Annotated in this window: 15 protein-coding genes; 13 read left to right on the top strand and 2 right to left on the bottom strand. The window is 37.2% G+C overall.

Going from position 1 to position 23,472, the window contains the following annotated elements; genetic code table 11:
* Positions 1-2: 2 nt before the first annotated feature.
* The 7 genes from ACSAMO_RS01670 (at position 3) to ACSAMO_RS01640 (ending at position 14,543) form a co-directional block, all read left to right on the top strand.
* On the top strand, positions 3-890 hold the full coding sequence (locus ACSAMO_RS01670; protein ID WP_118446358.1) for a DUF4430 domain-containing protein: 888 nt from the start codon (positions 3-5) through the stop codon (positions 888-890).
* Between the two features lie 15 nt (positions 891-905).
* Complete coding sequence (locus tag ACSAMO_RS01665) at positions 906-1,790, top strand: energy-coupling factor transporter transmembrane component T (protein WP_499209669.1); 885 nt, start codon at positions 906-908, stop codon at positions 1,788-1,790.
* Positions 1,763-4,366 (top strand): ATP-binding cassette domain-containing protein, encoded by a 2,604-nt coding sequence (locus ACSAMO_RS01660; RefSeq protein WP_499209668.1) that lies wholly within the window; start codon positions 1,763-1,765, stop codon positions 4,364-4,366. Before ACSAMO_RS01665 ends, ACSAMO_RS01660 begins: the two co-directional genes overlap by 28 nt.
* A gap of 30 nt (positions 4,367-4,396) precedes the next feature.
* A complete protein-coding gene (locus tag ACSAMO_RS01655; RefSeq protein ID WP_499209667.1) occupies positions 4,397-5,773 on the top strand; it encodes a hypothetical protein in 1,377 nt (458 codons plus the stop codon).
* Between the two features lie 20 nt (positions 5,774-5,793).
* Positions 5,794-12,333 carry an S-layer homology domain-containing protein gene (locus ACSAMO_RS01650; protein WP_499209666.1) on the top strand — a complete coding sequence of 2,180 codons (6,540 nt, stop codon included), beginning with the start codon at positions 5,794-5,796 and terminating at the stop codon, positions 12,331-12,333.
* Between the two features lie 98 nt (positions 12,334-12,431).
* The gene (locus ACSAMO_RS01645) at positions 12,432-13,337 is read left to right on the top strand and encodes a LysR family transcriptional regulator (RefSeq protein ID WP_499209665.1); all 906 of its coding nucleotides are present in this window, start codon (positions 12,432-12,434) and stop codon (positions 13,335-13,337) included.
* A gap of 90 nt (positions 13,338-13,427) precedes the next feature.
* On the top strand, positions 13,428-14,543 hold the full coding sequence (locus tag ACSAMO_RS01640; RefSeq protein WP_499209664.1) for a 5-methyltetrahydropteroyltriglutamate--homocysteine S-methyltransferase: 1,116 nt from the start codon (positions 13,428-13,430) through the stop codon (positions 14,541-14,543).
* A gap of 219 nt (positions 14,544-14,762) precedes the next feature.
* Here the strand turns inward: ACSAMO_RS01640 and ACSAMO_RS01635 are convergent, their stop codons facing one another.
* Together ACSAMO_RS01635 and ACSAMO_RS01630 are read right to left on the bottom strand one after the other, a co-directional pair.
* A complete protein-coding gene (locus tag ACSAMO_RS01635; RefSeq protein ID WP_499209663.1) occupies positions 14,763-15,194 on the bottom strand; it encodes a YolD-like family protein in 432 nt (143 codons plus the stop codon).
* A 20-nt stretch (positions 15,195-15,214) separates the two neighbouring features.
* Positions 15,215-16,741, bottom strand: coding sequence for a Y-family DNA polymerase (locus ACSAMO_RS01630; protein WP_499209662.1), 1,527 nt, complete (start codon positions 16,739-16,741; stop codon positions 15,215-15,217).
* Between the two features lie 188 nt (positions 16,742-16,929).
* On the opposite strand from ACSAMO_RS01630, the gene ACSAMO_RS01625 reads away from it, so the two are divergent.
* The 6 genes from ACSAMO_RS01625 to ACSAMO_RS01600 all read left to right on the top strand — a co-directional run bounded on the left by ACSAMO_RS01625 (position 16,930) and on the right by ACSAMO_RS01600 (position 23,469).
* A complete protein-coding gene (locus tag ACSAMO_RS01625) occupies positions 16,930-17,244 on the top strand; it encodes a hypothetical protein (RefSeq protein WP_412273815.1) in 315 nt (104 codons plus the stop codon).
* Positions 17,245-17,283: 39 nt separating this feature from the next.
* Complete coding sequence (locus ACSAMO_RS01620) at positions 17,284-18,417, top strand: hypothetical protein (protein WP_499209661.1); 1,134 nt, start codon at positions 17,284-17,286, stop codon at positions 18,415-18,417.
* A gap of 88 nt (positions 18,418-18,505) precedes the next feature.
* Positions 18,506-19,399 (top strand): LysR family transcriptional regulator, encoded by an 894-nt coding sequence (locus ACSAMO_RS01615; protein WP_499209660.1) that lies wholly within the window; start codon positions 18,506-18,508, stop codon positions 19,397-19,399.
* Between the two features lie 145 nt (positions 19,400-19,544).
* Positions 19,545-20,600: a prolyl oligopeptidase family serine peptidase gene (locus ACSAMO_RS01610; RefSeq protein WP_499209659.1), complete on the top strand. Its 1,056-nt coding sequence runs from the start codon at positions 19,545-19,547 to the stop codon at positions 20,598-20,600.
* 215 nt (positions 20,601-20,815) lie between these two features.
* A complete protein-coding gene (locus tag ACSAMO_RS01605) occupies positions 20,816-21,985 on the top strand; it encodes an iron-containing alcohol dehydrogenase (RefSeq protein WP_499209658.1) in 1,170 nt (389 codons plus the stop codon).
* A 251-nt stretch (positions 21,986-22,236) separates the two neighbouring features.
* Positions 22,237-23,469 (top strand): alpha/beta hydrolase, encoded by a 1,233-nt coding sequence (locus tag ACSAMO_RS01600; RefSeq protein WP_499209657.1) that lies wholly within the window; start codon positions 22,237-22,239, stop codon positions 23,467-23,469.
* Positions 23,470-23,472 lie beyond the last annotated feature (3 nt).

Below are 23,472 nucleotides of genomic sequence, written 5' to 3'. Positions count from 1 at the left end.
GAATGAAAAAATATAAAAGGCACATAATTATAGGAAGTATAATTATTGCTGTATTGGTATTTGCGTTTTGGTGGGGCGGAGATGCACCGTCATTGCGCGGTTGGAATGTTGAGCCGACGCCGAAAGTAACGGAAAGGGTTATAATTGATGAGGTATATGACAATGATGAAAGTCCTACATCGACTGTAGAACCAACAAATTCGCCCTCATCATCTCCGACGGCCGAAAACTCAGAAAAATTTCAAAACAAGCCTACAGCCGACAAACAAATGACGGCAGAAGAAAAAATAGAATTAGCCGAAGAGATTGCAGGGGAACCATACGAAGAAATATATACTCCCGATTTGGAATATTCCGAAAACAACGGAATGAATATTGACGAAACAACAGGGACAGACGACTATAAAACAGAACCTGTACCTGAGGGAAAACCTGTACCTGTCGAACCGCAAGATGCAGTAATAGAGAGCAAAGAACTGACGTGCACGTTGGCGGTACGATGTGATACGATACTCGACAATATGTCGTGGCTTGATAAAGAAAAGTGGGAATTAGTGCCGTCGGACGGAGTTATATTTAAAGAACAGACAGTTGAATTTTATGACGGCGAAAGTGTATTTGATCTATTGCAACGCGAAATGAAAAACAGCAAAATACATATGGAATTTGAAAATACTCCTATGTATAACAGTGCATATATCGAGGGAATAGGCAATTTGTATGAGTTTGACTGCGGTGAATTATCGGGGTGGATGTATAAAGTAAATGACTGGTTCCCAAATTACGGCTGTTCGCGTTACCAGCTGAAACAAGGCGATAAAGTCGAATGGGTATATACTTGCAACCTAGGAATAGATGTCGGCGGATATTCCGCAACAGGCGGAGAATAGGAGATAAGACAGATAATGAATGAATTTGCAAAATATCATCCGTTGATTAATTTTATATATTTTACAGCTGTAATTGTGTTTTCAATGATATTCGTACATCCTATATGCCTTGTGACATCGCTTTTGTGCAGTGTGATGTATTCGATAATTTTAAACGGTAAAAAAGCGTTGAAATTTATTGCGATGTTATTACCGCTTATGTTGATTTCAGCACTGATAAATCCTGCGTTCAATCACGAGGGTGTAACTGTAATTGCATATTTACCGAGCGAAAATCCGTTGACGTTGGAATCCATACTATACGGAATTGTCGCGGCAAGTATGGTTGCAACGGTCATTTGTTGGTTTTCTTGTTTTAATAAAATTATGACAAGTGATAAGTTTATTTATCTTTTTGGACGAATAATTCCGTCACTTTCGCTGATATTGTCTATGACATTCAGATTTGTTCCGAAATTTAAAGAACAGGTACAAGAAGTTTCAAATGCACAGAAAAGTATGGGGAGAGATACGTCAGAGGGGTCTGTATTTGCAAGAGTTAAAAACAGTATAAGAATTTTGTCGGCGGTTATAACATGGAGTTTGGAAAATGCAATAGATACTTCCGACAGTATGAAAAGTCGCGGTTACGGTTTGACAGGCAGAACGGCTTACTCAAATTCTGTATTTGACAAAAGAGATGTAACTGCTTTAATTTATTTGGCGGTTATGATTACATATTTTTTGATAGGTGCTTTGCTTGGGAAAATTAATTACAGATATTTTCCGTCTATGCGTGGTACGGATATGTCGTTTTACAGCACAAGCATTTTTATATCGTATATTATGATTTGTATAATGCCGATAATTATTGAGATATGGGAGGAATTAAAGTGGAGAAAATTAAAATCAAAAATTTAATATTTTCATATCCCAATAGCGAAAAAACGGCATTGAACGATATAAATTTAACGATAAATCAAGGTGAATTTGTGACGATTTGCGGTAAATCCGGATGTGGAAAATCGACACTTCTACGACATTTAAAACCGATTTTAACACCGCACGGTAAAACAAGTGGGGAAATATACTTTGACGGAAAAAGTATATATGATTTGTCTGACAGAGAGCAAGCCGAAAATATCGGATTTGTAATGCAAAATCCTGATAATCAAATTGTTACGGATAAGGTTTGGCACGAACTTGTATTCGGATTGGAAAGTTTGGGTATTAATTCGGCTGAAATTCGATCGAAAGCCGCGGAGATGGCGTCATTTTTCGGAATACAAAATTGGTTTTATGAAAATGTAGCCAATCTGTCGGGCGGACAAAAACAAATTCTCAATTTAGCGTCGGTTATGGTAATGAATCCGACATTGTTGTTGCTTGACGAGCCGTCAAGTCAATTAGACCCAATATCGGCACATGACTTTTTTACAATGCTTGAGAGGATTAATACAGAACTTGGCGTGACGATAATATTGAGTGAACACAATTTGAGCGAAGTATTTCCTTTATCCGATAAGGTTGTGGTTATGGAAGACGGCAAGATTACAGCCGAAAACACACCGTATAAAATAGGTGAGGAATTAAAGCAAAACAGTATGTTTGCAGCATTACCCACACCGACAAAAATATATTATTCCTTGGGAAATAATTCGGGTAATTGCCCTATAACAATTCGTGACGGTCATAAATGGTTGGAAAAACAACAGATTAACGAGCATTTTGAATTCAAGTCGGAAAAAAACAGAATTAATACCGAACCGATTTTAGAATTAAAAGATGTATGGTTTAGATATGAGAAAAATTCGGATGATATTTTAAAAGGCTTGTCATTTAAAGTTCACGAAAATGAATTTTATGCGATAGTAGGCGGTAACGGTGTCGGAAAGAGTACTGCGTTGTCTGTTATTTCAAAGATTAATAAGCCGTATAGAGGTAAGGTGTTTATAAATGATGATACCAAAGTGGTGGTGATGCCGCAAAATCCACAGAGCTTATTTTTGAAAAAAAGTGTACTTGAGGAGTTATATGACGCGGTATTTGATGTGGAAAAAGAAAAAAGGAAAAATGAGATTGAGTATGTAATAAAACTTTGTGAACTTGATAATTTACTTGAAAATCACCCTTACGATTTGTCAGGTGGTGAACAGCAGAGAGTGGCACTTGCAAAAATGCTTTTAAGAAAACCTGATTTGTTGGTGCTTGATGAACCGACAAAGGGACTTGACGCTTGTTTTAAACGAAAACTTGCAACGATACTCAAAAGTTTGCAAAAGAACGGTATGACTGTGTTAATGGTAACACATGACATAGAATTTTGTGCTGAATATGCTGATATATGTGCGATGTTTTTTGACGGTAAGATTGTCAGTGAAGCTCCTCCGAGAAAGTTTTTTGCGGAAAATAATTTTTATACCACTTCGGCAAAACGTATGGCTGACGGTATAATCGAAAATGCTGTATTAGACAAAGACATAATAAGAGCATTGGGCGGTGAAGCAGAAGATTTAACTGAAACGAATGATGAACTGAATTATATACTGCCAAAGAAAACGGTTATAAAGCAGGGCAAAAAAGAGTATAAAAAACTTAATGTACACAATGTTGTATTAGGGATAGTATTTGTAATTTTATTTGTGATGACACAATGCCTGTTTTGCGGACGTTACGATAATTGGAAGAACTATGTTGCACAAACGATAAGTATATTATTTATTGCCGCAGCAATGTTTAATTTAATACCGCGAAAAAAACTCGGAAAAGAATTAATACAGAACGAAAAGAGCAAAAGAAAAATATTAAAAAGAACAAAAATAGCAACATTGTTAATATTATTTCTTATTCCGCTTACAATTTTTATCGGGATATATTATCTCGGCGATAAAAAATATTATTTTATAAGCTTGCTTATTATATTGGAAACGATGATTCCTTTTGGATTTGCGTTTGAAAACCGTAAACCTAAAGCAAGGGAATTGGTTATAATAAGTGCATTGTGTGCAATAGGCGTAGCGGGACGTACTGCGTTTTTTATGCTGCCGCAGTTCAAGCCTGTTGCGGCAATAGTGATAATTTCGGGTGTGGCATTCGGCGGTGAAACAGGATTTCTTGTCGGAGCAATTACGGCATTTGTATCGAATTTCTTTTTCGGACAAGGACCTTGGACACCGTGGCAAATGTTTTCATTCGGAATTATAGGTTTTTTAGCGGGAATAATGTTTCAAAAAGGCATTTTACGCAAGACAAAAACAGATATGTGCGTGTTTGGATTTTTGGCGACATTTGTTATATACGGAGGAATAATGAATCCTGCGTCTGTTATAATGTGGCAGTCGAATATAAATATAAATATGGTGCTGTCATCATACGTAATGGGAATGCCGTTTGATTTTATTCACGCAGTATCAACAGTGTTCTTTCTCTTTTTTGCCGCAGAGCCTATGCTCGAAAAGCTTGAGAGAATTAAAATAAAATACGGACTTATAGAATAAGTCAAAAATAAAACATGAGGTGAAAGACTAATGAAGAAAAAATTTTTAAGTTTAATTGTAGCAGTAGCGATGTTATTCAGTGTTGTAACGTTTGTTGTACAGGCTGATACAGACGGAGCGGGAGATTATTTCTATTTTGATATTGAACACTTTGCTGAAGACACTACAAAAGAGATATATATGACCCCGATTAAGATTTATACAAACGGATTTTATGATTACAGCGGAGAATTTAAAACTTTTGGAAGTGAATTTAAGAGTGCAGCAGACGCAATAGGATATGTACTTGATTATTATATGAATAACGGTGAGTGTATGAGTGATTGGACTCCTACAACTACACTATTGGAGTATACAAACAGCAGTGGATTTTTCAGTGATTTTAAAATAGATAATTCCGTCAAAGAAGTTTCGTTTGATTATCCGTCAGCATTATATAATGATGCTATGGGTAACGGATTGAGTTCATACACCTATGAGTCGGCTAGCCTCGTAAGAGGAGATGTTTTAAGATTAGTTTTTAATGAAGGCGGATGGAATTCAGATCTAACATCACCGGCTGAGGACGTGCTTGTAGGTGCGGTAGCAGATTATTATGAAACATTGGCAACTGATCCAAAGACCGCTAAAAAAGCAGAATCGGCATATCAAGCGGCTTTAGAGAATTTTTTTGATGAAAATATACAAACAGAACTTGAAGATAATCTGATTAACGCATTGGTACCGAGCGAAGAACCGAAAACAACACCAACAGCAACACCAACAGCGACACCAACAGAAGCGCCAACAGCAACACCAACAGCGACACCGACAGCGACACCAACAGCAACACCAACAGCGACACCAACAGAAGCGCCAACAGCAACACCAACACCAACAGCAACACCAACAGCGACACCGACGGCAACACCAACAGCGGCACCGACGGCAACACCAACAGCAACACCAACAGCGACACCAACAGCAACGCCAACAGCGACACCACCAACAGCGACACCGACGGCAACACCAACAGCAACACCAACAGCGACACCAATGGCAACAGCAGAGCCAACAGTGACACCAACAGTAACTTCAACACCTTTACCTGTACAATCTGCAACAGAACAAAACACATTAAAAGTTGAAAACGGAAAACTAACAGGTACATTAACGGTAAAACTTAACAGTAATCTTACAGAAGAAAAGAAAGTAAGTGTTATGGCTGCCGTATATGATTCAAACGGCAAATTGATAGGAATACAACCTAAAGAAATTTCTTTAAAGCCCGGTAATGAGAATCAAGTTGAATTTAAAGAAATATCTGCCGATTCAGCTGATGAATATACAATCAAGATTTTAACATGGAACGGAAATATATCATCATTGGCACCTATTTCAAATACTCTTGATTTAAGTATAAAATAGTATAAAGATTGGAGAAAAAAATGAGCGTAAAAAATAAATTTACAAGTATATTGTTGTCTTTATGTATGCTTGCGAGTTTTGTACCTGTAAATTTCACTGCATTTGCAAGCGATAAACCGGAACTTATAAACGGTGCTTATCAGATTGAAAGTGCGGAAGATTTGGTTTGGTTTGCCGAAAAAGTAAACGGTGGTGACAGAACAGCAAATGCAGTATTAAACAGTGATATTGACTTGGAAAACCAAAATTGGACACCAATCGGTAACGGATATAATTATATCAATAATAACGGTTACGGTATAGATGACGACACCGCATATAACGGTATATTTGACGGAAAAGGTCACAGTATTTCGGGACTGTTTATAGAGACAAAAAAGTACAATAAGCAAGGTGACAATCATTACGAAACTTATTGTCAAGGTCTTTTCGGAATAATAGGAAAAGAAGGAACTGTCAGAAATGTTACGGTAAACGGACAAATAAACGCACAAGCTGAGGGTAATGAATACATTGATGCGGCAAAATATATCGGCGGAATCGCCGGTATAAATACCGGATTGATTATAAATTGTACAAACAACGCCGATATAACAGGTCTTGCTTATGTGGGCGGTATAACAGGTCAGCTTGGAGCTCAATTTAAGGGAAGTAACAGAGTAAGCGGAAATCTTATAAATGTTACAAATAACGGAACGGTTACAGCTACTTCCAAGAGCTTTGCAGAGGCTGGAGGAATCGTCGGTCAGCTTGCATACGGCGACATTACATATGCCGCAAACCACGGAAACGTATCTGCGCCTTTTAAAGATGACGATATGTACAGTTATTTAAGAGGAGTTGCGGTAGGCGGGATTGTCGGTAAGGATATAAGTGTAAGCGAATGCGGAAAGATTGACAGAGCATATAATGACGGTCAAATAGGTAATGAAGACGGTAATTATTTCGGCGGTATTATCGGTTGCAACTATGCGTGTGACATAACTAACGTATATAATACCGGTAAGGTAATCGGTTACAATTACAGTAGCGGATTAGTAGGCTACAAGCTTGGCGGTACGATAGAAAATGCGTACAACAGCGGTGAAGTGAATACTCATACGGAATATCAACTAATCGGTTCAATGAAAAATACGACAGTAAATAACTTGTATAACATAGGTGACAGCACTAAACTTGTGGCACTTGAAAACGGCGGTGATATAAGAACGGTATATGCCGTTGACACTGTTTCGGCAAGTGATTTGTCAGACGCATTTACAGACAGTGATAATCTTCCTGTTATTGATTGGAGCAATGCGCCGACAGGGGAAGACGAAACATTTGATATTGAAAGCATTAATATCGAAAACGGTAAGATAAATGTATTGTTAAACAAAAAACTTGTAGGAACAAATCTTACGTTAAATGATTTTGAAATAAAATCATTTGTTGACGATAAAGAGGTCGAACTTAAAAATGTTCAGTTATCTCAATATATATCAGACGAAAAAACAGCCATAGACATCACATTTGACAAAGTAAATGCCGAAAAGACGCTTAAAATTTCGGTAAACGGAATTGAAAAGCAGATTGTAACGTATACGTCAAATTACTGGATAGATTATCGCGCAGAAGAATTTGACGGCGGTAACGGTGATAAAGATAATCCGTATATTATTGCAAATGCAGAAGAACTCGCTTTGCTTTCGTATGAAGTAGAAAAGGGCAATGATATGTCAGACAAGTATTTTGTCTTGAAAAATGATATAGACCTATCAGGCAAGGAATGGACGCCGATAGGTGTATCCGATAAATACATATCAAATAAATATCAAGGCAATGCTTTTAACGGTAATTTTAATGGTCAAGATTACAGTATAAGGGAAATAAATATATCTTCGGGCAGCTATCTTTCGGCACTTTTCGGAGTTACGGAAGAAAATGCGGTAATAAAAAATCTTTATGTATACGGAAATATAGAAAACACGAATGATACATATGGAATTGCGGCAGGTATATGTGCCGTGAACTACGGTTTAATATCTCATTGTATCAACTATGCCGAAATAAAAGGCGAAAACAGAGTCGGCGGTATAGTAGGTTATAACGGTGCGGTTAATAAAACGGTTACAAGCTGTGTTATAGCTCAGTGTGAGAATAAGGGAACTATTACAGGTAAGGACGAAGTTGGCGGTATTGCCGCTTACAGTTCGGGAACTGTAAAAGAATGTACTAATAAAGCCACTGTAACTGCAACCGGCGGATATGCCGGCGGTATTGTCGGTTACAATTATGAGGGCAGTATACTTCTTGACAGTTGTTATAACAGCGGTGAAGTAAGTGCGTCAGCATATTCGGGTGGTATTTCTGGTAAATCATACAACTGTGATATTTCAAATTCATATAACAGCGGTAAAATTTCATCGCAAAACAACACCAACGGCGGAATACTCGGATATACAGTGAGCGGATATTCGGTTAAAAACTGCTATTTTCTTAAAGATACCGCGCCTATGCCGTATGCGGAAAATTCGGGTACAGGACTTGAAGTGAAAACGGAAAATCAGCTTGCAGATATGGCTGAAACTTTAGGCAGTGCGTTTGTGAAATCGGATAAATTTCCTGTTTTGGCATGGGAGGTAAACGGTGCCGATGATATAGATACACCGACAAAACCTACACCGTCAGTAACACCTGCTTCAACACCTAAAATTGAAGAGAAAATACCGTCATATTCATCACAAGGAAAATGGTCAGACAATGTGGCTGAAACATTTGACAGCGGAAACGGAAGTAAAGAAAATCCGTATGTTATAAAAACAGCGTCCGAACTTGCATTGCTTGCGAAAAATGTAAATAAAGGTGAATCATATAAAGACGCATACTTTGAATTAAATAATAATATTGATTTAACAGAAAAGTATTGGACTTCAATAGGCAATGCGGAAGATAAAGCATTTTCGGGTCATTTTAACGGTAACGGCTATGAAGTAAAACTAAATACCGAAAATCAAAAAGTAAGCGGATTATTCGGATATACCGCAAACGCAGAAATTACATTGCTTGGAGTAGACGGACTGGTAAGCGGTGAAGATATTGGCGGCGGTATTGTCGGTATAGCAAGGGACACTAAAATAGAGAATTGCTATTCAAATACTGCTGTTTTGGCAAATGAATATGTCGGAGGACTGGTCGGACAGCTTTTAAGCGGCAGTAAAGTGACAAATTGTTACGCAACGGGGACAGTAAAAGCAAAAAAAGCAGGTACATTATTCGGAGCATTTACAAACGGTGTATCGGCAGAAAATTTATATTACAGAATTATCGGCGATAAAATGCCGTATGGCGAAAATGCATCAACAAACACAAATATTGCCACAGGAAAAACAGACGAATATATGCAAAGCGACGCATTTGCGTATGATTTGTGGTATGTGAAAGAACGAGAAGTTGACGGCAAAACAGTAGAAGTAGCACCGATATTTTATGTTGGAAATAAATATCCGGTACTTAATAACGAATACAAGGAAAGCAAAATTATTTCGATAAATCTTGTATCATCGGGCGAAAGTCTTGAAACAGATACTTCTCATACATTTACAGCAAAGATATACGGTAAGAATTTAAACAAAAATATAACTGCAAAATGGAGCAGTGACAACAGTGCCGTTACAGTTGAGCAAAACGGCGATATTACAATTACAAACGGTGTAGGGATACTAAATGCAAGTGTAATTATAGATTCAACTAAGCTTGAAAATCAAAAGGATATAACCGTTAAATGTGAAATTGGCGGAATATCAAGTGCAGTTTCCGTAAAAGTTTCAGAACCTAAATGGAGCGGTAAAGGTACGGAAGAAGAACCGTATATTATAAAATCGTTGGAAGATATGAACAGTCTTTCGGAAAGCGTTGCGGACGGAAATTCATATAAAGGTGTATATTTTAAACTTTCAAACGATATTGATTTAAGCGATAACAAAGAATTTAGTTCAATCGGTTATTGGGACAGTTTAAAGTCAAACGATAACGGAGAATGGTGGGAGTCCGAGAAGAATCGTGCGTTTGAAGGTGTGTTTGACGGAAACGGTTTTTCTGTGAAAAATGTAATTTTATATGCAGAAAATAATTATTTCGGATTGTTCTCATATATAGGTAAGAATGGTGTTGTTAAAAATCTTAATATAGATTCCACTAACAGATTGACAGCTCATAATAACGTAAGAAAAATTGCAGCTTTAGCCGGAATAAATCTCGGTACAATAGAAAATTGTACAAACAGTGCTGATTTCGGATTTACCGCCTCAAACGTAACATATCTTGCAGGAATAGCCGGCGAAAACTACGGGCTTGTGACAGGTTGTGTGAATAACAGCAATATGACGTCTGCCGGATACAGTAAAGCGGGAATAGTCGGCGAAAATTACGGTACTGTAAGAAAATCTGAGAATAACGGTAACTTATCGAACAGCGGTAATGTCGGCGGTATTACGATAGAAAACAGAAACGGCAAAGGTCAGGCACTATTGTTTATTGACGACTATGCGGATTTATCCGTAAACGGAGAAATTTCCGAATGTGTCAATAACGGTGCAATAAGCGGTAAATATGACGTTGGAGGAATTGTAGCTGAAAATTATAGTGGCGGTAAAATAGAAAATTGTAGTAATACAGCAGAAGTGTCGGGAAGTATGACAGGCGGTATCGCAGGACGTGCGTCAGGTTGTTATAAAAAAAGCGGTATCAAAAATTGTCAAAACAGCGGTAATATTACAGCACAAGGTTCATACGGCGGTGGTATAGTCGGTGAACTTATAAACGGCTTGGTATATTTCTGCGAAAATACAGGTGATGTAAACGGCGAAAACTATGCCGGTGGTATTGTCGGACGTAATTACAGTTCAACTGTGCTAGGCGAATCGGCTGTTGATTTCTCAAATAACTATGGAACAGTAACAGCTAAAACGTCAGCAGGTATCTGCGGCTATTATCAAGACGAAAGCGGTAAGTGTTATACAAGATATAATTACAATGGCGGAAAGATCGAATACGGTATTTTAGGTGATGTTAATTCTAACTATGATATAAACAGCGTTGTTTGCGAAAATTATTGGTTGAGTGACGATAAAAATAATGCAAACGACAGCTGTAAAGGTGATATTGACGGTATCACTGCAATCACAAAAGCAGAATTAGACGAATATTCTGCTGAAACCGTTGATTTGCAAGTAGATAACAGCGATATAATTGTAAACGGTACTGCAAATGTTTCGTCAAATTCAGAAGTAAAGAGCAGTGACGAAAACGTTGTTTCAATAGAAAACGGTGTTGCAGTCGGACATGGAATAGGTCAGGCATATCTGTATGCAAAATCAAGTCCGTATACATATGCGGCTGTATTGATGAATGTAGAAGAAAATCCTGATGATGTTGAAAAGATAAATGTAAGTTTCAGACTTATCGGTGAAGAAAATCTCGGAAGTGGCTTTGTCTTGACAAAAGATACAAAGAATACATACCAAACATGGATTCCTGAAAAAGAGTATGAAGTGAAATTAGGAAGTACAGTGGGAGATGTATTCAAACAAGCACTTGACGATAACGGCTTAAAATATCGTGGTTGGGAAAACGGATATATCAGTACAATCCAATCACCGGAAGGATATTGGCTTGGTGAATTTACAAACGGTAAATATTCCGGTTGGATGTATACTGTAAACGGCAGTCACCCTTCATTGGGATTGAATGAGTATAAATTGACAGGTGATGAAGAAATCGTATGGCATTATGTTGACGATTACCGTCAGGAGGTTGCCGATTGGAGTGAATCTGATAAAACAGGTGACGGTTCACTTTATAATAGGTGGTTAGACGCAAAAGATACAGATTCAACACCTAAACCGACTCCGACAGTCACTCCGACTGCCACAAAACAGCCTCAAAGCGGTGGTTCCGGTTCGGGTGGCGGTACATCAACAGCCAAACCGACAATAGCACCTACTGTTATACCTACGACTGCACCTGAAAAAGATAATACTCAAACAGTGTGGTTTACTGATGTAACGGAAAATATGTGGTTCTATCAAGCTGTCAAGTATGCGTATGACAAAGGCTTTATGACAGGTGTAAGCGACAGTGAATTTGCTCCTGACATTACATTAACCCGTGCAATGTTCGTTTCGGCATTGTATCGTATAGAAAATGAACCGACAGTAGACGGTGAATTGAATTTCAGTGATGTAGCTGATGATGCTTGGTATGCTAAAGCTGTTTTATGGGCTTATAACAATGATATTGTAAGCGGTAAAACAGAAACGGAATTTGACCCTAACAGTGATATAACTCGTGAACAAATGGCGGCTGTATTATATCGCTATGCAAAAACTAAGGGATATAATTTAGACAGTGATGAAATTACATATTCTGATGTAAAAGATATTGCGGATTATGCGACTGATTCTGTAAAATGGGCATATTGTGCAGGAATAATGACCGGTGACGAAAACGGAAACTTTAATCCTAAAGCCGGCACAACGAGAGCACAAGCCGCGTCGGTATTTATGAGATTATGTAAATAATGGTTTTAATAAGAGTTTATCTTTATGATAGACTCTTATTGTATTTTTACGTGAATATGATATAATAAACATATTCAGTATAGAATGAGGGATATACAATGACACTGCAACAATTAAAATACATAGTAACGGTAGCGGAGTGTGGCAATATAACGGAGGCGGCTGAAAAGTTATTTATAGCACAGCCGAGCCTTACCTCTGCAATTCACAATATTGAAGAAGAAATGGGAATAACGGCATTCATTCGTTCCAATAAGGGCGTAGAGCTGACAAGGGACGGAGAAACATTGCTTTCATATGCACGTCAGATTTTGGAGCAGACGGACGTTATGACGGAACATTTTAAAGGTGAGAGAAATCAGAAACCGAGATTTTCTGTGTCATGTCAGCACTATTCATTTGCGGTTAATGCGTTTGTGGACGTTATAAGGGAATATGATGCGGACGCATACAGCTTTATTTTGCGTGAAACACAGACGTATGAAATTATAGATGATGTGGCAGTTGGACGAAGTGAAATAGGAATATTGTATTTGAGTGAGCATAATGAGGCAGTTTTGAGCAAACTTATTAATAAAAATGACTTGAATTTTGAAGAATTATATGTTGCTAAACCGCACGTTTTCATATCAAACAATCACCCTCTTGCAGACAAAGATGAAATAACAATTCAAGACTTAATGCCGTATCCGTATTTGGTGTTTGAACAGGGAAAACACAATTCATTTTACTTTTCGGAGGAATTTTTGAGTTCGCTTGAATTTCCTAAAAATATTATGGTGCGTGACAGAGCAACATTATTTAATCTGCTTATCGGCCTTAACGGTTTTACGGTTTGTTCGGGTATTATAGATACGGAATTAAACGGTGAAAACATTATTTCAAAACCGTTAGATTCAGATTGCAGTATGCGTATCGGAATTTTAACACGCAAAAATTCTGTTCTTAGCCGATACGGAGTTTCATATTTGAATGTATTGAAAAATCATTTATCCATAGATTAAAACTATGGATAAATGATGATAATATATATTTTTCTATTTCCGTATTTTCTGTTATACTTAATGTAAATTAAAACACAGGAGGTAACAGAAATGAGCAAACAAATACCATTCAGATATGACTTTGTAGGCAGCTTTTTAAGACCTGCAAATTTAAAAGCGGCAAGAGAGGGGTTTGAAAACGGAAAAATTTCGGCTGACGAATTAAAAGCAGTTGAAGATAAGGAAATCGAAAGACTTATCAATAAACAAAAAGAATTAGGCTATCACGTCATTACGGACGGAGAATTCAGACGTGCAACATGGCACTTGGATTTTATGTGGGGATTTGACGGTGTGGCACATGAAAAAACTAAAACAGGTTTACCGTTTCACGGCGAAGACGCAATGATTGATGATACATACCTTTGCGGAAAAGTAGGACTTTCAAAAGTACATCCTTTCGTGGAGCATTTTAAATTTGTAAAGCATTTTGAAGATGAAAATACTGTTGCAAAGCAGACAATTCCTGCACCGGCACAGTTTATTGAACAAATGATCATGCCGTTTGCGTTGGAAAACACGTCAAAGTATTATGACAGCACTCATAAGTTGGCAGAGGATATTGCAAACGGATATAAAAAGGTAATCGCGGATTTGTATGATGCAGGCTGTCGCAATTTACAGCTTGACGACTGCTCATGGGGAATGCTTGTAGATCCGAGAGCAGAAGAATTGTTCGGTACGGATAAAAAGGGATTGAAGGATATTCAAGAACTTTTGGTAGAGATAAATAACCTTGCAATAGAGGACAAACCAAACGATATGACAATTACTACTCACGTTTGCAGAGGAAACTTCCATTCAACATACGCAAGTGCAGGTGCATATGATTCGGTTGCAGAGGTATTGTTTGAAAAGGAAAATGTAGATGCATATTATCTTGAATTTGATGACGAGCGTTCGGGAGGTTTTGAGCCTTTGGCACACGTCAACGGCGATAAGAAAGTCGTGTTGGGACTTATAACAACAAAGTCACCGAAAATGGAAAATAAAGCCGACGTAATCGCGAGAATAAAAGAGGCACAAAAATATATTTCTCTTGACAGATTGTGCCTAAGTCCACAATGCGGTTTTGCGTCATGCGAAATAGGTAATAAACTTACAGAAGAAGAACAGTGGGCAAAATTGCAGCTTGTTAAAGAAATTGCAGAAGAAGTTTGGAGATAATATTAAAGAGTAGACAAAATCATAAAGATTTTGTCTACTCTTGTTTTTTGGAGCTGGGGGCGGACATATTCTTGGACTATTTTATGCTGATAATCCGAGGCTATGTCTATACTTTAGCATTATAGGCGTGTGCGATGTAAGAATTATATGGATATACACGGTATTTTTAATTTTTGTATCACTGCCGATTTACTCTTCATCGCATAAATTGCAAAATCATTAATATATTTCGCTGAAAATATCGCTTTGCATTTCGCTAATTTGCTCGATTGGAATAACTGTTTTGTCGGTCAAAATAACCGTGTGATTGTATTCGTCTATTTTCTTTACAACACCGGTATGTGATATGTATGCACCGCCTGATTTTCTATCATCGGGAACAAAGTATGTTATTGTCACGATTGGATTTGTACCGATATTCTCTTTAATTAAATTTAACTGTTCATTGAGTTTGGCAATGACATCTTCGCTTAATATCTGCTTTTCATCAGTCAAACGGGCGGTTTCATTAATTGCCGCTTTGTGTCCCGTAAGAGCTGCAAACGGTGAAAATTGTGCCGCACGGTCATGAAGCGACATTTGTGGGTGCTTTTTTGAAACATGGTGGGGCAGATTGATTATGTCATCATATTTGTGACTAACGTTTTCCATATGGTAATTCTCCTTAAAAATTATGCCTTGTGACCGCCTATTTGATTGTTGCGGTCTTTGGCGGTTGCACCTTCTTGAAGATTCATTCCTTTAAGAATGGCATTTTTGCCGAATTTCTTTTTTATATCAAGTATTGTATTCTGCATACGTTTTTCACGTTCTGATTCGGCATTTTCTTTTTCGCGTTGTTTCTTTAAAATCTCATAATCGGTAAAAAGGTCAAGCTGTTCATATTTGTTTGCGTTTTTTACACTGTGTTCATCGACAAGCTTGTTAGCCACAATATTAATTTTTCTGATAAGCAATTTCTTGTTTACAATTTTATCGTACAATTCCATAACTGCATTTGTGATAAGTGTAGTGGACGATGTTTGCTTTGGAAGATTTGTTGTTCCGTGAGCAGGCTTCGGAACTTTTTTACCGTAATAGTTCGTTGTAACTGTACCTTTATAACTCTGACTTCTGTTTTTATCTGTAATATTTTCAATATCATAGCCGATTGTAAGCACGATTTGATTTGTCACAAGTCCTTTATCCACCAAGTCAAGCACCATAAGGTCGGTCATTTCTTTTACAACTAATCTTGCTTTATCAAACTCATACGGACAATGTAATACTTGTCCCGAGGATATGCTGTTTGTTTCGGGTTTGTATGTTTTGACATCTTCCATTGTGCAAGGCTCGTAACCCCAAGCATGGTCGATAAGCAGTTCGGCGTTTATACCGAAAAGTTTGTATAACAGTTCTTCATTATAGTAATCAGTCGGTTTACCGATAGAACATCTTGCAATGTCACCCATAGTGTAAAGTCCGATTTTTTCTAATTTCTTTGAATAACCACGACCGACTCTCCAAAAATCTGTAATGGGTCTGTGATTCCATAACAGTCTTCGGTATGACATTTCGTCAAGTTCGGCAATTCGTACACCGTTTTTATCCGGTTCAATGTGTTTTGCGACTATATCCATTGCTATTTTGCAAAGATACAGATTCGTTCCGATTCCGGCTGTTGCGGTTATTCCTGTTGTACCTAAAATATCTTGTATCATTGTCATTGCAAGTTCACGAGCGGTCATATTGTATGTCGAAAGGTAATGCGTTACATCTATAAATACCTCATCAATCGAATAAATGTGAATATCCTCAGGTGCAATGTATTTAAGATAGATATTATAAATTTTTGTACTGTATTCCATATAGCGTGCCATACGCGGTGGAGCAATTATGTAATCAATCTTAAGTGACGTTTTTTTCTGAAGTTCAAGGCTGTCGTCAGAAGAACCGCAAAAAACTTTGTTCGGTGCTTTAAGCTTTCGTATATTATTTGCAGCACTAACTTTTTGTATGACTTCAAATAATCTTGCTCGTCCCGATAATCCGTATTTTTTGAGCGACGGAGACACAGCAAGACAGATTGTTTTCTCCGTCCGACTCGGATCGGCTACAACAAGATTTGTGGTTAGCGGGTCACGGTTTCTTTCTCTACATTCAACGGACGCGTAGAATGATTTTAAGTCTATTGCTATGTACGTTTTGCATTTATTCATAATTCTACGCTCCTTTTTGCAAATCTGTTCAGTCTAAATTATATCTTAAAATTACTGCTTTTTCAAGACTGTACAATAACTTATTGATTGTCAAGAGAGAAAAGTCCGTATTATTGGACTATGTATATATTATAATCTAATTACAGAAAACACAGAAACCATGTGAATAATAAAAGGAGTGATTAATTATGAAAAAAGATGGATACAGCAGACCGGGATTTTTCGGTACAATAAACCATTATGACGCAAGTGGAAAAAAGGTGGGAGAAAGCCGACCGGGATTTTTTGGAGGAATGAATAATTATGATGCAAACGGACATAAGGTAGGGCATAGCAGTCCTGGATTTTTTGGCGGTATGAATCACTATGACAACAATGGACATAAAACCGGACACAGCAGTCCCGGTCTGTTTGGAGGTGTTAATACATACGACAATAATGGTCATAAAAAACGCCACAGCGAAAAAAGTTTCTTGGGTGGATATAATCATTATGAGGAGTAATGGAGACGATAATTACGATTTTGATAAGAGTTGATGATTATGGCAAATGTAAAATTTGAATATCTGTTTTTGGATATTGAGTGGAATCAAGCGCCCAAAACAACAGATATAGAGGAAAGAGAACCTGTACAAATAGGAATAGTTGCAGCAGATGCAAAGTTGAATATAAAAAGAACATTTTCTAAATCAATTAGATTAAGTAACAGGGAATGTTTTAATCCGAACACTTTTACTGTATCCCATTACCCACTTGACGCTATTATGAAGTCAAAAAGTGAGGAAACAGTATTAAAAAATATGAACATATCTTTTCAAAACTATAAGTATATTGTTGTGTGGACAAATGAAACTTATGAATTATTAAAGAGAAGAACGGATAAATACGGAATATCAATGCCAAGACACAGAGTGATTATACTGCAACAACTTCTTATGCAAATTGCCGGTGACGGCAAAAAAGTTATTGGTTTTGAAAAGTCGTTAAAACAAGCGGGAATTAAATATCAAAAGAATTATTTGCATTATTCAAAACACGATGTAAACTACTTATACTTATTGTTTTGTAAGTGTTATGGTGAATATCGAAAATTAACAGAACAAGAAACGTGTTACTTAAATCCAAGAACTCATAAGATACATACCGGAAATTGTCGATATGCCGACAGTGCATTGATTAAATCGAGTAAGGACGTGATTTTTCAAGGAAATAAAGTATGTAAGGTATGCGGTTGTGAAAATGATTGGAATAGGTTTCATTGGAAAACAAATATTAAAATAAAGAGAAAGTATAATATAAAAGATATTAGAGATTTACCACTTACTATTGAAAATATGAATAGAATATGTGATATGTTTAATTTAGAGTACAGCGTTACGAATGACGCAGTGTTTATAAAAACACCGTTTGGAAGATGGATTGTATATTTGAAAGGTGATGAAGTAAAAGAACTTCATCATGAAAATTACAGGTCAAGACGCGGTGAACCGTTAAATGCTCATAAAAAGTGTATTGATGGTTATCATAAGCAAAAACTTGTTTCAAATAATTTTTACGATGTGATATACTATATAAATTGCCATGATTCAGCAATGATTCGGAGGTGGAAAGAAAAAAGTCGGATTGAAAAATTATTTGAAATGATTGATAATCAAAGAATTGAAAATACAATGTAAAATTTTAAAAAGAATATTGACTTTTCTTAATAATACAAAGTATAATTAATGTTAGGGAATACTTTTGAATTAAGAAGGTGGTGGATTTATGTATAACAAACATTTGGAAACATTTATTTGTGTTGCGGATTTGGGGAGTTTTTCAAAAGCGGCAGAGGCGTTGTACATATCTTCGACTGCGGTTATAAAACAAATTAATTTATTGGAGCAGGAACTTAATTTAAAGCTTTTTGACAGAACTCACCGCGGTATAATACTTACAAAAGCGGGACGTTCGATTTACGGTGACGCGAAATACATTATTCAATATTCTAAAGATTCAATAACTCGTGCAAACAATGCGATGCAGGGTGCGGATAAAGTTATTCGTGTCGGAAATTCGATGATGACGCCGTCAAAGTTTATATTGGACATATGGGCAGAAGTGAGAAAATTTTGTCCCGACATTAAATTTCATATAGTACCTTTTGAGAATACTCCGGAAAATGCTCGTGAAATACTCGCAAATTTCGGCACTAATATTGATATTGTATCGGGTTGGTTTGACGAAGCATTTTTGGATTATCGAGGATGTGCGGCATTAAAGTTAGCGAATGATCCGATATGCTGTTCACTTTCGATAAACCACAGACTTGCTTTTCGTGAGAAATTAAAAATCACAGATTTATACGGTGAAACGGTTATGCTGATAAAACGCGGTTGGAACAAATATACAGACGCAATTCGAGATGAATTGTGGTCGGAACATCCGCAGATAAAAATAATTGATGTACCGTTTCTTAATGCCGAAGTATTTAATAAATGTGAAAGTGAAAATAATATATTGATAGATTTCGGAAACGGCGGAACGGTTCATCCGCTCTTAAAACGAGTACCGATTGATTGGGATTACACAATTCCGTTCGGTATTTTGCACTCACCGAAACCGTCGGAAACAGTATCGGAATTTTTGGAGGCTGTTTCAAAGGTGTACAATAAATAAAACAAGTAAAAATGTCTGCTTTGGAGAAATCCTTGCAGACATTTTTTGGTGTAACCTTTTGGTTTACACTGCTCAACGAATAGATACTTCTGTTTTATTTTTTACGGTGCTATAATGGCATTAATAAAAGATTGGAGTGACAGAGATGAAGATTATATTTACAATCAGTTTAATTTTTTCATTAATTATAGGTACAGTTAACGGAGTGTATGCCGAAGATGAATTACTTAATGTGTCTGAACCGACTGTAAATCATAATGTTTTAAATTATTCTATGACAAACGATAAGGACATTTCTCAAATCAGTATATTAACGGCACTTTATACAGATGGGGTATTGCAATCCGTAAAGACAAATTCTCTCAACGGTGATTTTAAATTAGATGTAGGCAAGGAATACACTTTAAAAATATATGCGTGGGAAAAAGGTACAATGAAGCCACTAACGGACAGTCATACATATACAAATCTCAAAGCAGAGAAAACAGAGCTGACTCGAATGCTTAACAATACAATACAAGGTGCAGACGGGACAATACATTATACATATTATCTTCCGACAGACTATGATGAGAATAAAAGCTATCCAATGCTTATGACATTGCCGGGCTGGAGCAGCTTGTTTAATACAATAAATACAACACCGCTGACGGACAATCCGTATGCTGACAAAAATGCAGAGGCTTGGACAGATATTGTCGGCGATATGATTATTGTTTCTCCGAGCCTTACTGATTGGGGAGATAAATCGGCAAGACAAACAATAGAGCTTACGGATTATTTTATAAATAATTTTTCGATAGATACATCACGAATATATGCGGCAGGACATTCTGCGGGAGGAGAAACTCTTTCAAGAGTGTTGGATATGCGTCCGGAGTTGTTTGCGGCTTATTTACATTCTGCGACACAATGGGACGGAGGATATACTTCGGTTGCAAAATATCATGTACCGATATACATATGTATGGCTCAAAATGATGAATACTACGGTTCGCAAACCGCCATAACGGCATATGAAAATTTAAGACAAGCATATGAAAAAGAAGGACTTTCCGACGAAGAAATTGATAGATTATTGGTACTTGACTTAAAACCTAATTCGTATTTTGACGGTAAAAATGTTGGAAGTTATCACGGTGGCGGGCAGCTTTTTGCATATGATTCGGATATAATAAATTGGATGATAAGCAGAAAATAAGCGAGCCTGTCGACAAAATGTCGACAGCTCCAAAAATTGCATCATAGATGTAATTTTTGAGTATTTTCAGAGAAAAAATCATAAAGTTCCTCCGAAGTCGAAACTTTAGATTTTAAGCACAACCCTTTTGGTTTACACTGTCTAACAAATAGATACTTCTGTTTAACAAAAGGTTATGTTACAATAAATTTAAAGAAAGGGTACGGTGATTGTTTATGAATAATTTTATATTTGAAAACAGCACAAAGGTATATTTCGGCAAAGGCAGCGTAAAGGAGTTTCTTGCCGGAAGTATAAAGGAATACGGAAACAATGTAATGCTTGCATACGGCGGCGGTTCAATCAAAAAGAACGGTGTATATGATGAGATAAACAGCATATTAAAAGCCGAGGGCAAAAACGTGATTGAATTTTCGGGCATTATGTCAAACCCTACTTATTCAAAAGTAAAAGAGGGTGCAAAACTTGCAAGAGATAATAATGTCGATATGATATTGGCGGTAGGCGGCGGCTCTGTTATGGATTGCTGTAAAGCGGTATCATTGGCAGCGGCATATGACAGCGACATATGGGCAGATTATTGGGAAAAAAGCGGAGTTGTGTATTTTGATCCTATTCCACTCGGAGTTATTGTTACCGTCGCAGGAACGGGCAGTGAATGTAACGGCGGTGCGGTAATTACAAATGAGGAAAAGAAAATAAAAACAGGTCGTGATTATCCTAAATGCAATCCGAAGTTTGCGATAATGGATCCCGAATACACGTTCAGTGTCCCTAAATTACAAACCGCGTCTGGTGGATTTGATATTCTTTCGCATATAATAGAAACTTATTTCAGTAAGACAGATGATGATAATGTATCCGATGATATTTCGGAAGCACTTATGAAAAGCATTATTAAAAATCTATCTGCGGCACTTGAAAATCCAAAAGATTATATTGCAAGAAGTAATTTAATGTGGGCGGCTACAATGGCAGAGAATAGAATTATCAAACTTGGCAAGCAATGTGATTTCCAAGCACATCAAATTGAACATCAGTTGGGCGCTTATACAAATTGTAACCACGGCTGTGGGTTAGCGGTTATTCACCCTACATATTACAGAAAAATATATAAAAACGGAATGAGTAAATTCGTTAAATTTGCAAAGAATGTGTGGGGAATATCGGATATAGGCAAGACAGCGGATAAGGTTGCTTTGGAAGGAATAGACGCACTTGCTGATTTTATTAAAAAAATCGGATTGCCTACGACATTAAGAGAGTTGGGAATAGACGACAAGGATATTCTTCCCGATATAGCCGCGTCATGTAATATTGCTCCGGGCAGTTACGGAGATATGAACAAAAAAGCAATTATGGAAATTTTGGTAGAGTGTTACTAATAGATGAGCCTGTCGACAAAATGTCGACAGCTCCAAAAATCACATCATAGATGTAATTTTTGAGTATTTTCAGAGAAAAAATCATAAAGTTCCTCCAAAGTCGAAACTTTAGATTTTAAGCCATTTCTGCCGCACATGTCGTCAGAAATGATTTTTAATGAGGTTAGCACCTCAAACTCCCCAAAATAAAGTATACAAAACCGCAACGGTTTTGTATATGGTCAATTTTATTTATGAAAGGAAGTAAGAAGATGAAAAAGAATTTTATTACAGGATTTGTTTCGGGTGCGGTAGCATTTTCAATGATTGGAGCATTTGCCGCAAATATGATAACGACACCGAATACTTATGAGGTACAGCTTGACGGTAAAGATGTAAATATTGAGGGCTACAATGTAGATGATTACACATATTTTAAGCTTAGAGATATTTCAGATGCTGTAGGCGGTTTTGATGTTGATTTTAAGGATAACAAAATTGTTCTTACATCACAAGAAAAAGGGCTTGAGATAAAGAAAGAGGGAATATTCTCATCGGGAGGAACTGTAACAGAGCCGATAGCGGGAGAATATGACGAAACAACAAACTGGTTGGACAACACACGAAAAGGTAATACAGCACACGTTGACCATGCAAATGTACTTTATCAAATACCTGAAAATGAAACCGAATTGCCTATGGTATTTTTACACGGCTACGGACAGTCAAGAATGGGTTGGATGACAACACCTGACGGACGTGAGGGTTGGTCAACATCATTCCTAAGAAAAGGACACGGAGTATTTTTGGTAGACCAACCAAGACGCGGTGAGGCAGGCTCAACAGCTTCAATGACGAATGACAGTATTGATACATGGTCGGAAGATTCTAAAGAATATATGCCGGGTGACCAAGCATGGTACACACATTTCAGAATAGGCAGAGTTGCACCGGAGCGTTATGAGGGCTCACAATTCCCTGAGGGTGAGGAGGCACAAGACCAATTCTTCCGTCAAATGACACCGAATACAGGCAGCTTTGATATGGAAGCAAATGTTGCTGCTATGGATGAAGTTATGCAAGACGTTAAAGATATGATGGGCAAAAAGAGCATTTATGTAATTCATTCGCAAGGCGGCAGAGTCGGTTGGAATGTCAATCCCGAAAATGTAGCGGCAATCGTTGCAATCGAGCCGGGCGGAGCTCCTGAAATCGGTTCGGAACAATATAAAACATTACTTGCCGCAAATATTCCGATAGTTATGTATTTCGGTGATTATATCGATAACGGTCCGGAAGATATTCAGTCAACATCATTCTGGAAAAGCGTGCGTGACGGTGCAGTGGCATTTGCGGAAAGCTACAATAAAGACGGCGGAAACTGTACTGTTGTAAATCTTCCTGATGTCGGAATAACGGGAAATTCACACTTTATGTTCCAAGAAAAGAACAGTGAAGAAATAGCACAGCACGTTGAAAATTGGATAAAGGAAAACGTAAAATAACTT

The organism is Ructibacterium sp. SJQ-7 (assembly GCF_054696575.1).
The sequence above is the reverse complement of the archived record's forward strand: the minus strand, read 5'-3'. Positions and strand labels throughout refer to the sequence as shown.

Coding starts and splice junctions, on each gene's coding strand:
- ACSAMO_RS01670 (WP_118446358.1), top strand. CDS start 3: ATGAAAAAATATAAAAGGCACATAATTATAGGAAGTATAATTATTGCT.
- ACSAMO_RS01665 (WP_499209669.1), top strand. CDS start 906: ATGAATGAATTTGCAAAATATCATCCGTTGATTAATTTTATATATTTT.
- ACSAMO_RS01655 (WP_499209667.1), top strand. CDS start 4,397: ATGAAGAAAAAATTTTTAAGTTTAATTGTAGCAGTAGCGATGTTATTC.
- ACSAMO_RS01650 (WP_499209666.1), top strand. CDS start 5,794: ATGAGCGTAAAAAATAAATTTACAAGTATATTGTTGTCTTTATGTATG.
- ACSAMO_RS01645 (WP_499209665.1), top strand. CDS start 12,432: ATGACACTGCAACAATTAAAATACATAGTAACGGTAGCGGAGTGTGGC.
- ACSAMO_RS01640 (WP_499209664.1), top strand. CDS start 13,428: ATGAGCAAACAAATACCATTCAGATATGACTTTGTAGGCAGCTTTTTA.
- ACSAMO_RS01635 (WP_499209663.1), bottom strand. CDS start 15,194: ATGGAAAACGTTAGTCACAAATATGATGACATAATCAATCTGCCCCAC.
- ACSAMO_RS01630 (WP_499209662.1), bottom strand. CDS start 16,741: ATGAATAAATGCAAAACGTACATAGCAATAGACTTAAAATCATTCTAC.
- ACSAMO_RS01625 (WP_412273815.1), top strand. CDS start 16,930: ATGAAAAAAGATGGATACAGCAGACCGGGATTTTTCGGTACAATAAAC.
- ACSAMO_RS01620 (WP_499209661.1), top strand. CDS start 17,284: ATGGCAAATGTAAAATTTGAATATCTGTTTTTGGATATTGAGTGGAAT.
- ACSAMO_RS01615 (WP_499209660.1), top strand. CDS start 18,506: ATGTATAACAAACATTTGGAAACATTTATTTGTGTTGCGGATTTGGGG.
- ACSAMO_RS01610 (WP_499209659.1), top strand. CDS start 19,545: ATGAAGATTATATTTACAATCAGTTTAATTTTTTCATTAATTATAGGT.
- ACSAMO_RS01605 (WP_499209658.1), top strand. CDS start 20,816: ATGAATAATTTTATATTTGAAAACAGCACAAAGGTATATTTCGGCAAA.
- ACSAMO_RS01600 (WP_499209657.1), top strand. CDS start 22,237: ATGAAAAAGAATTTTATTACAGGATTTGTTTCGGGTGCGGTAGCATTT.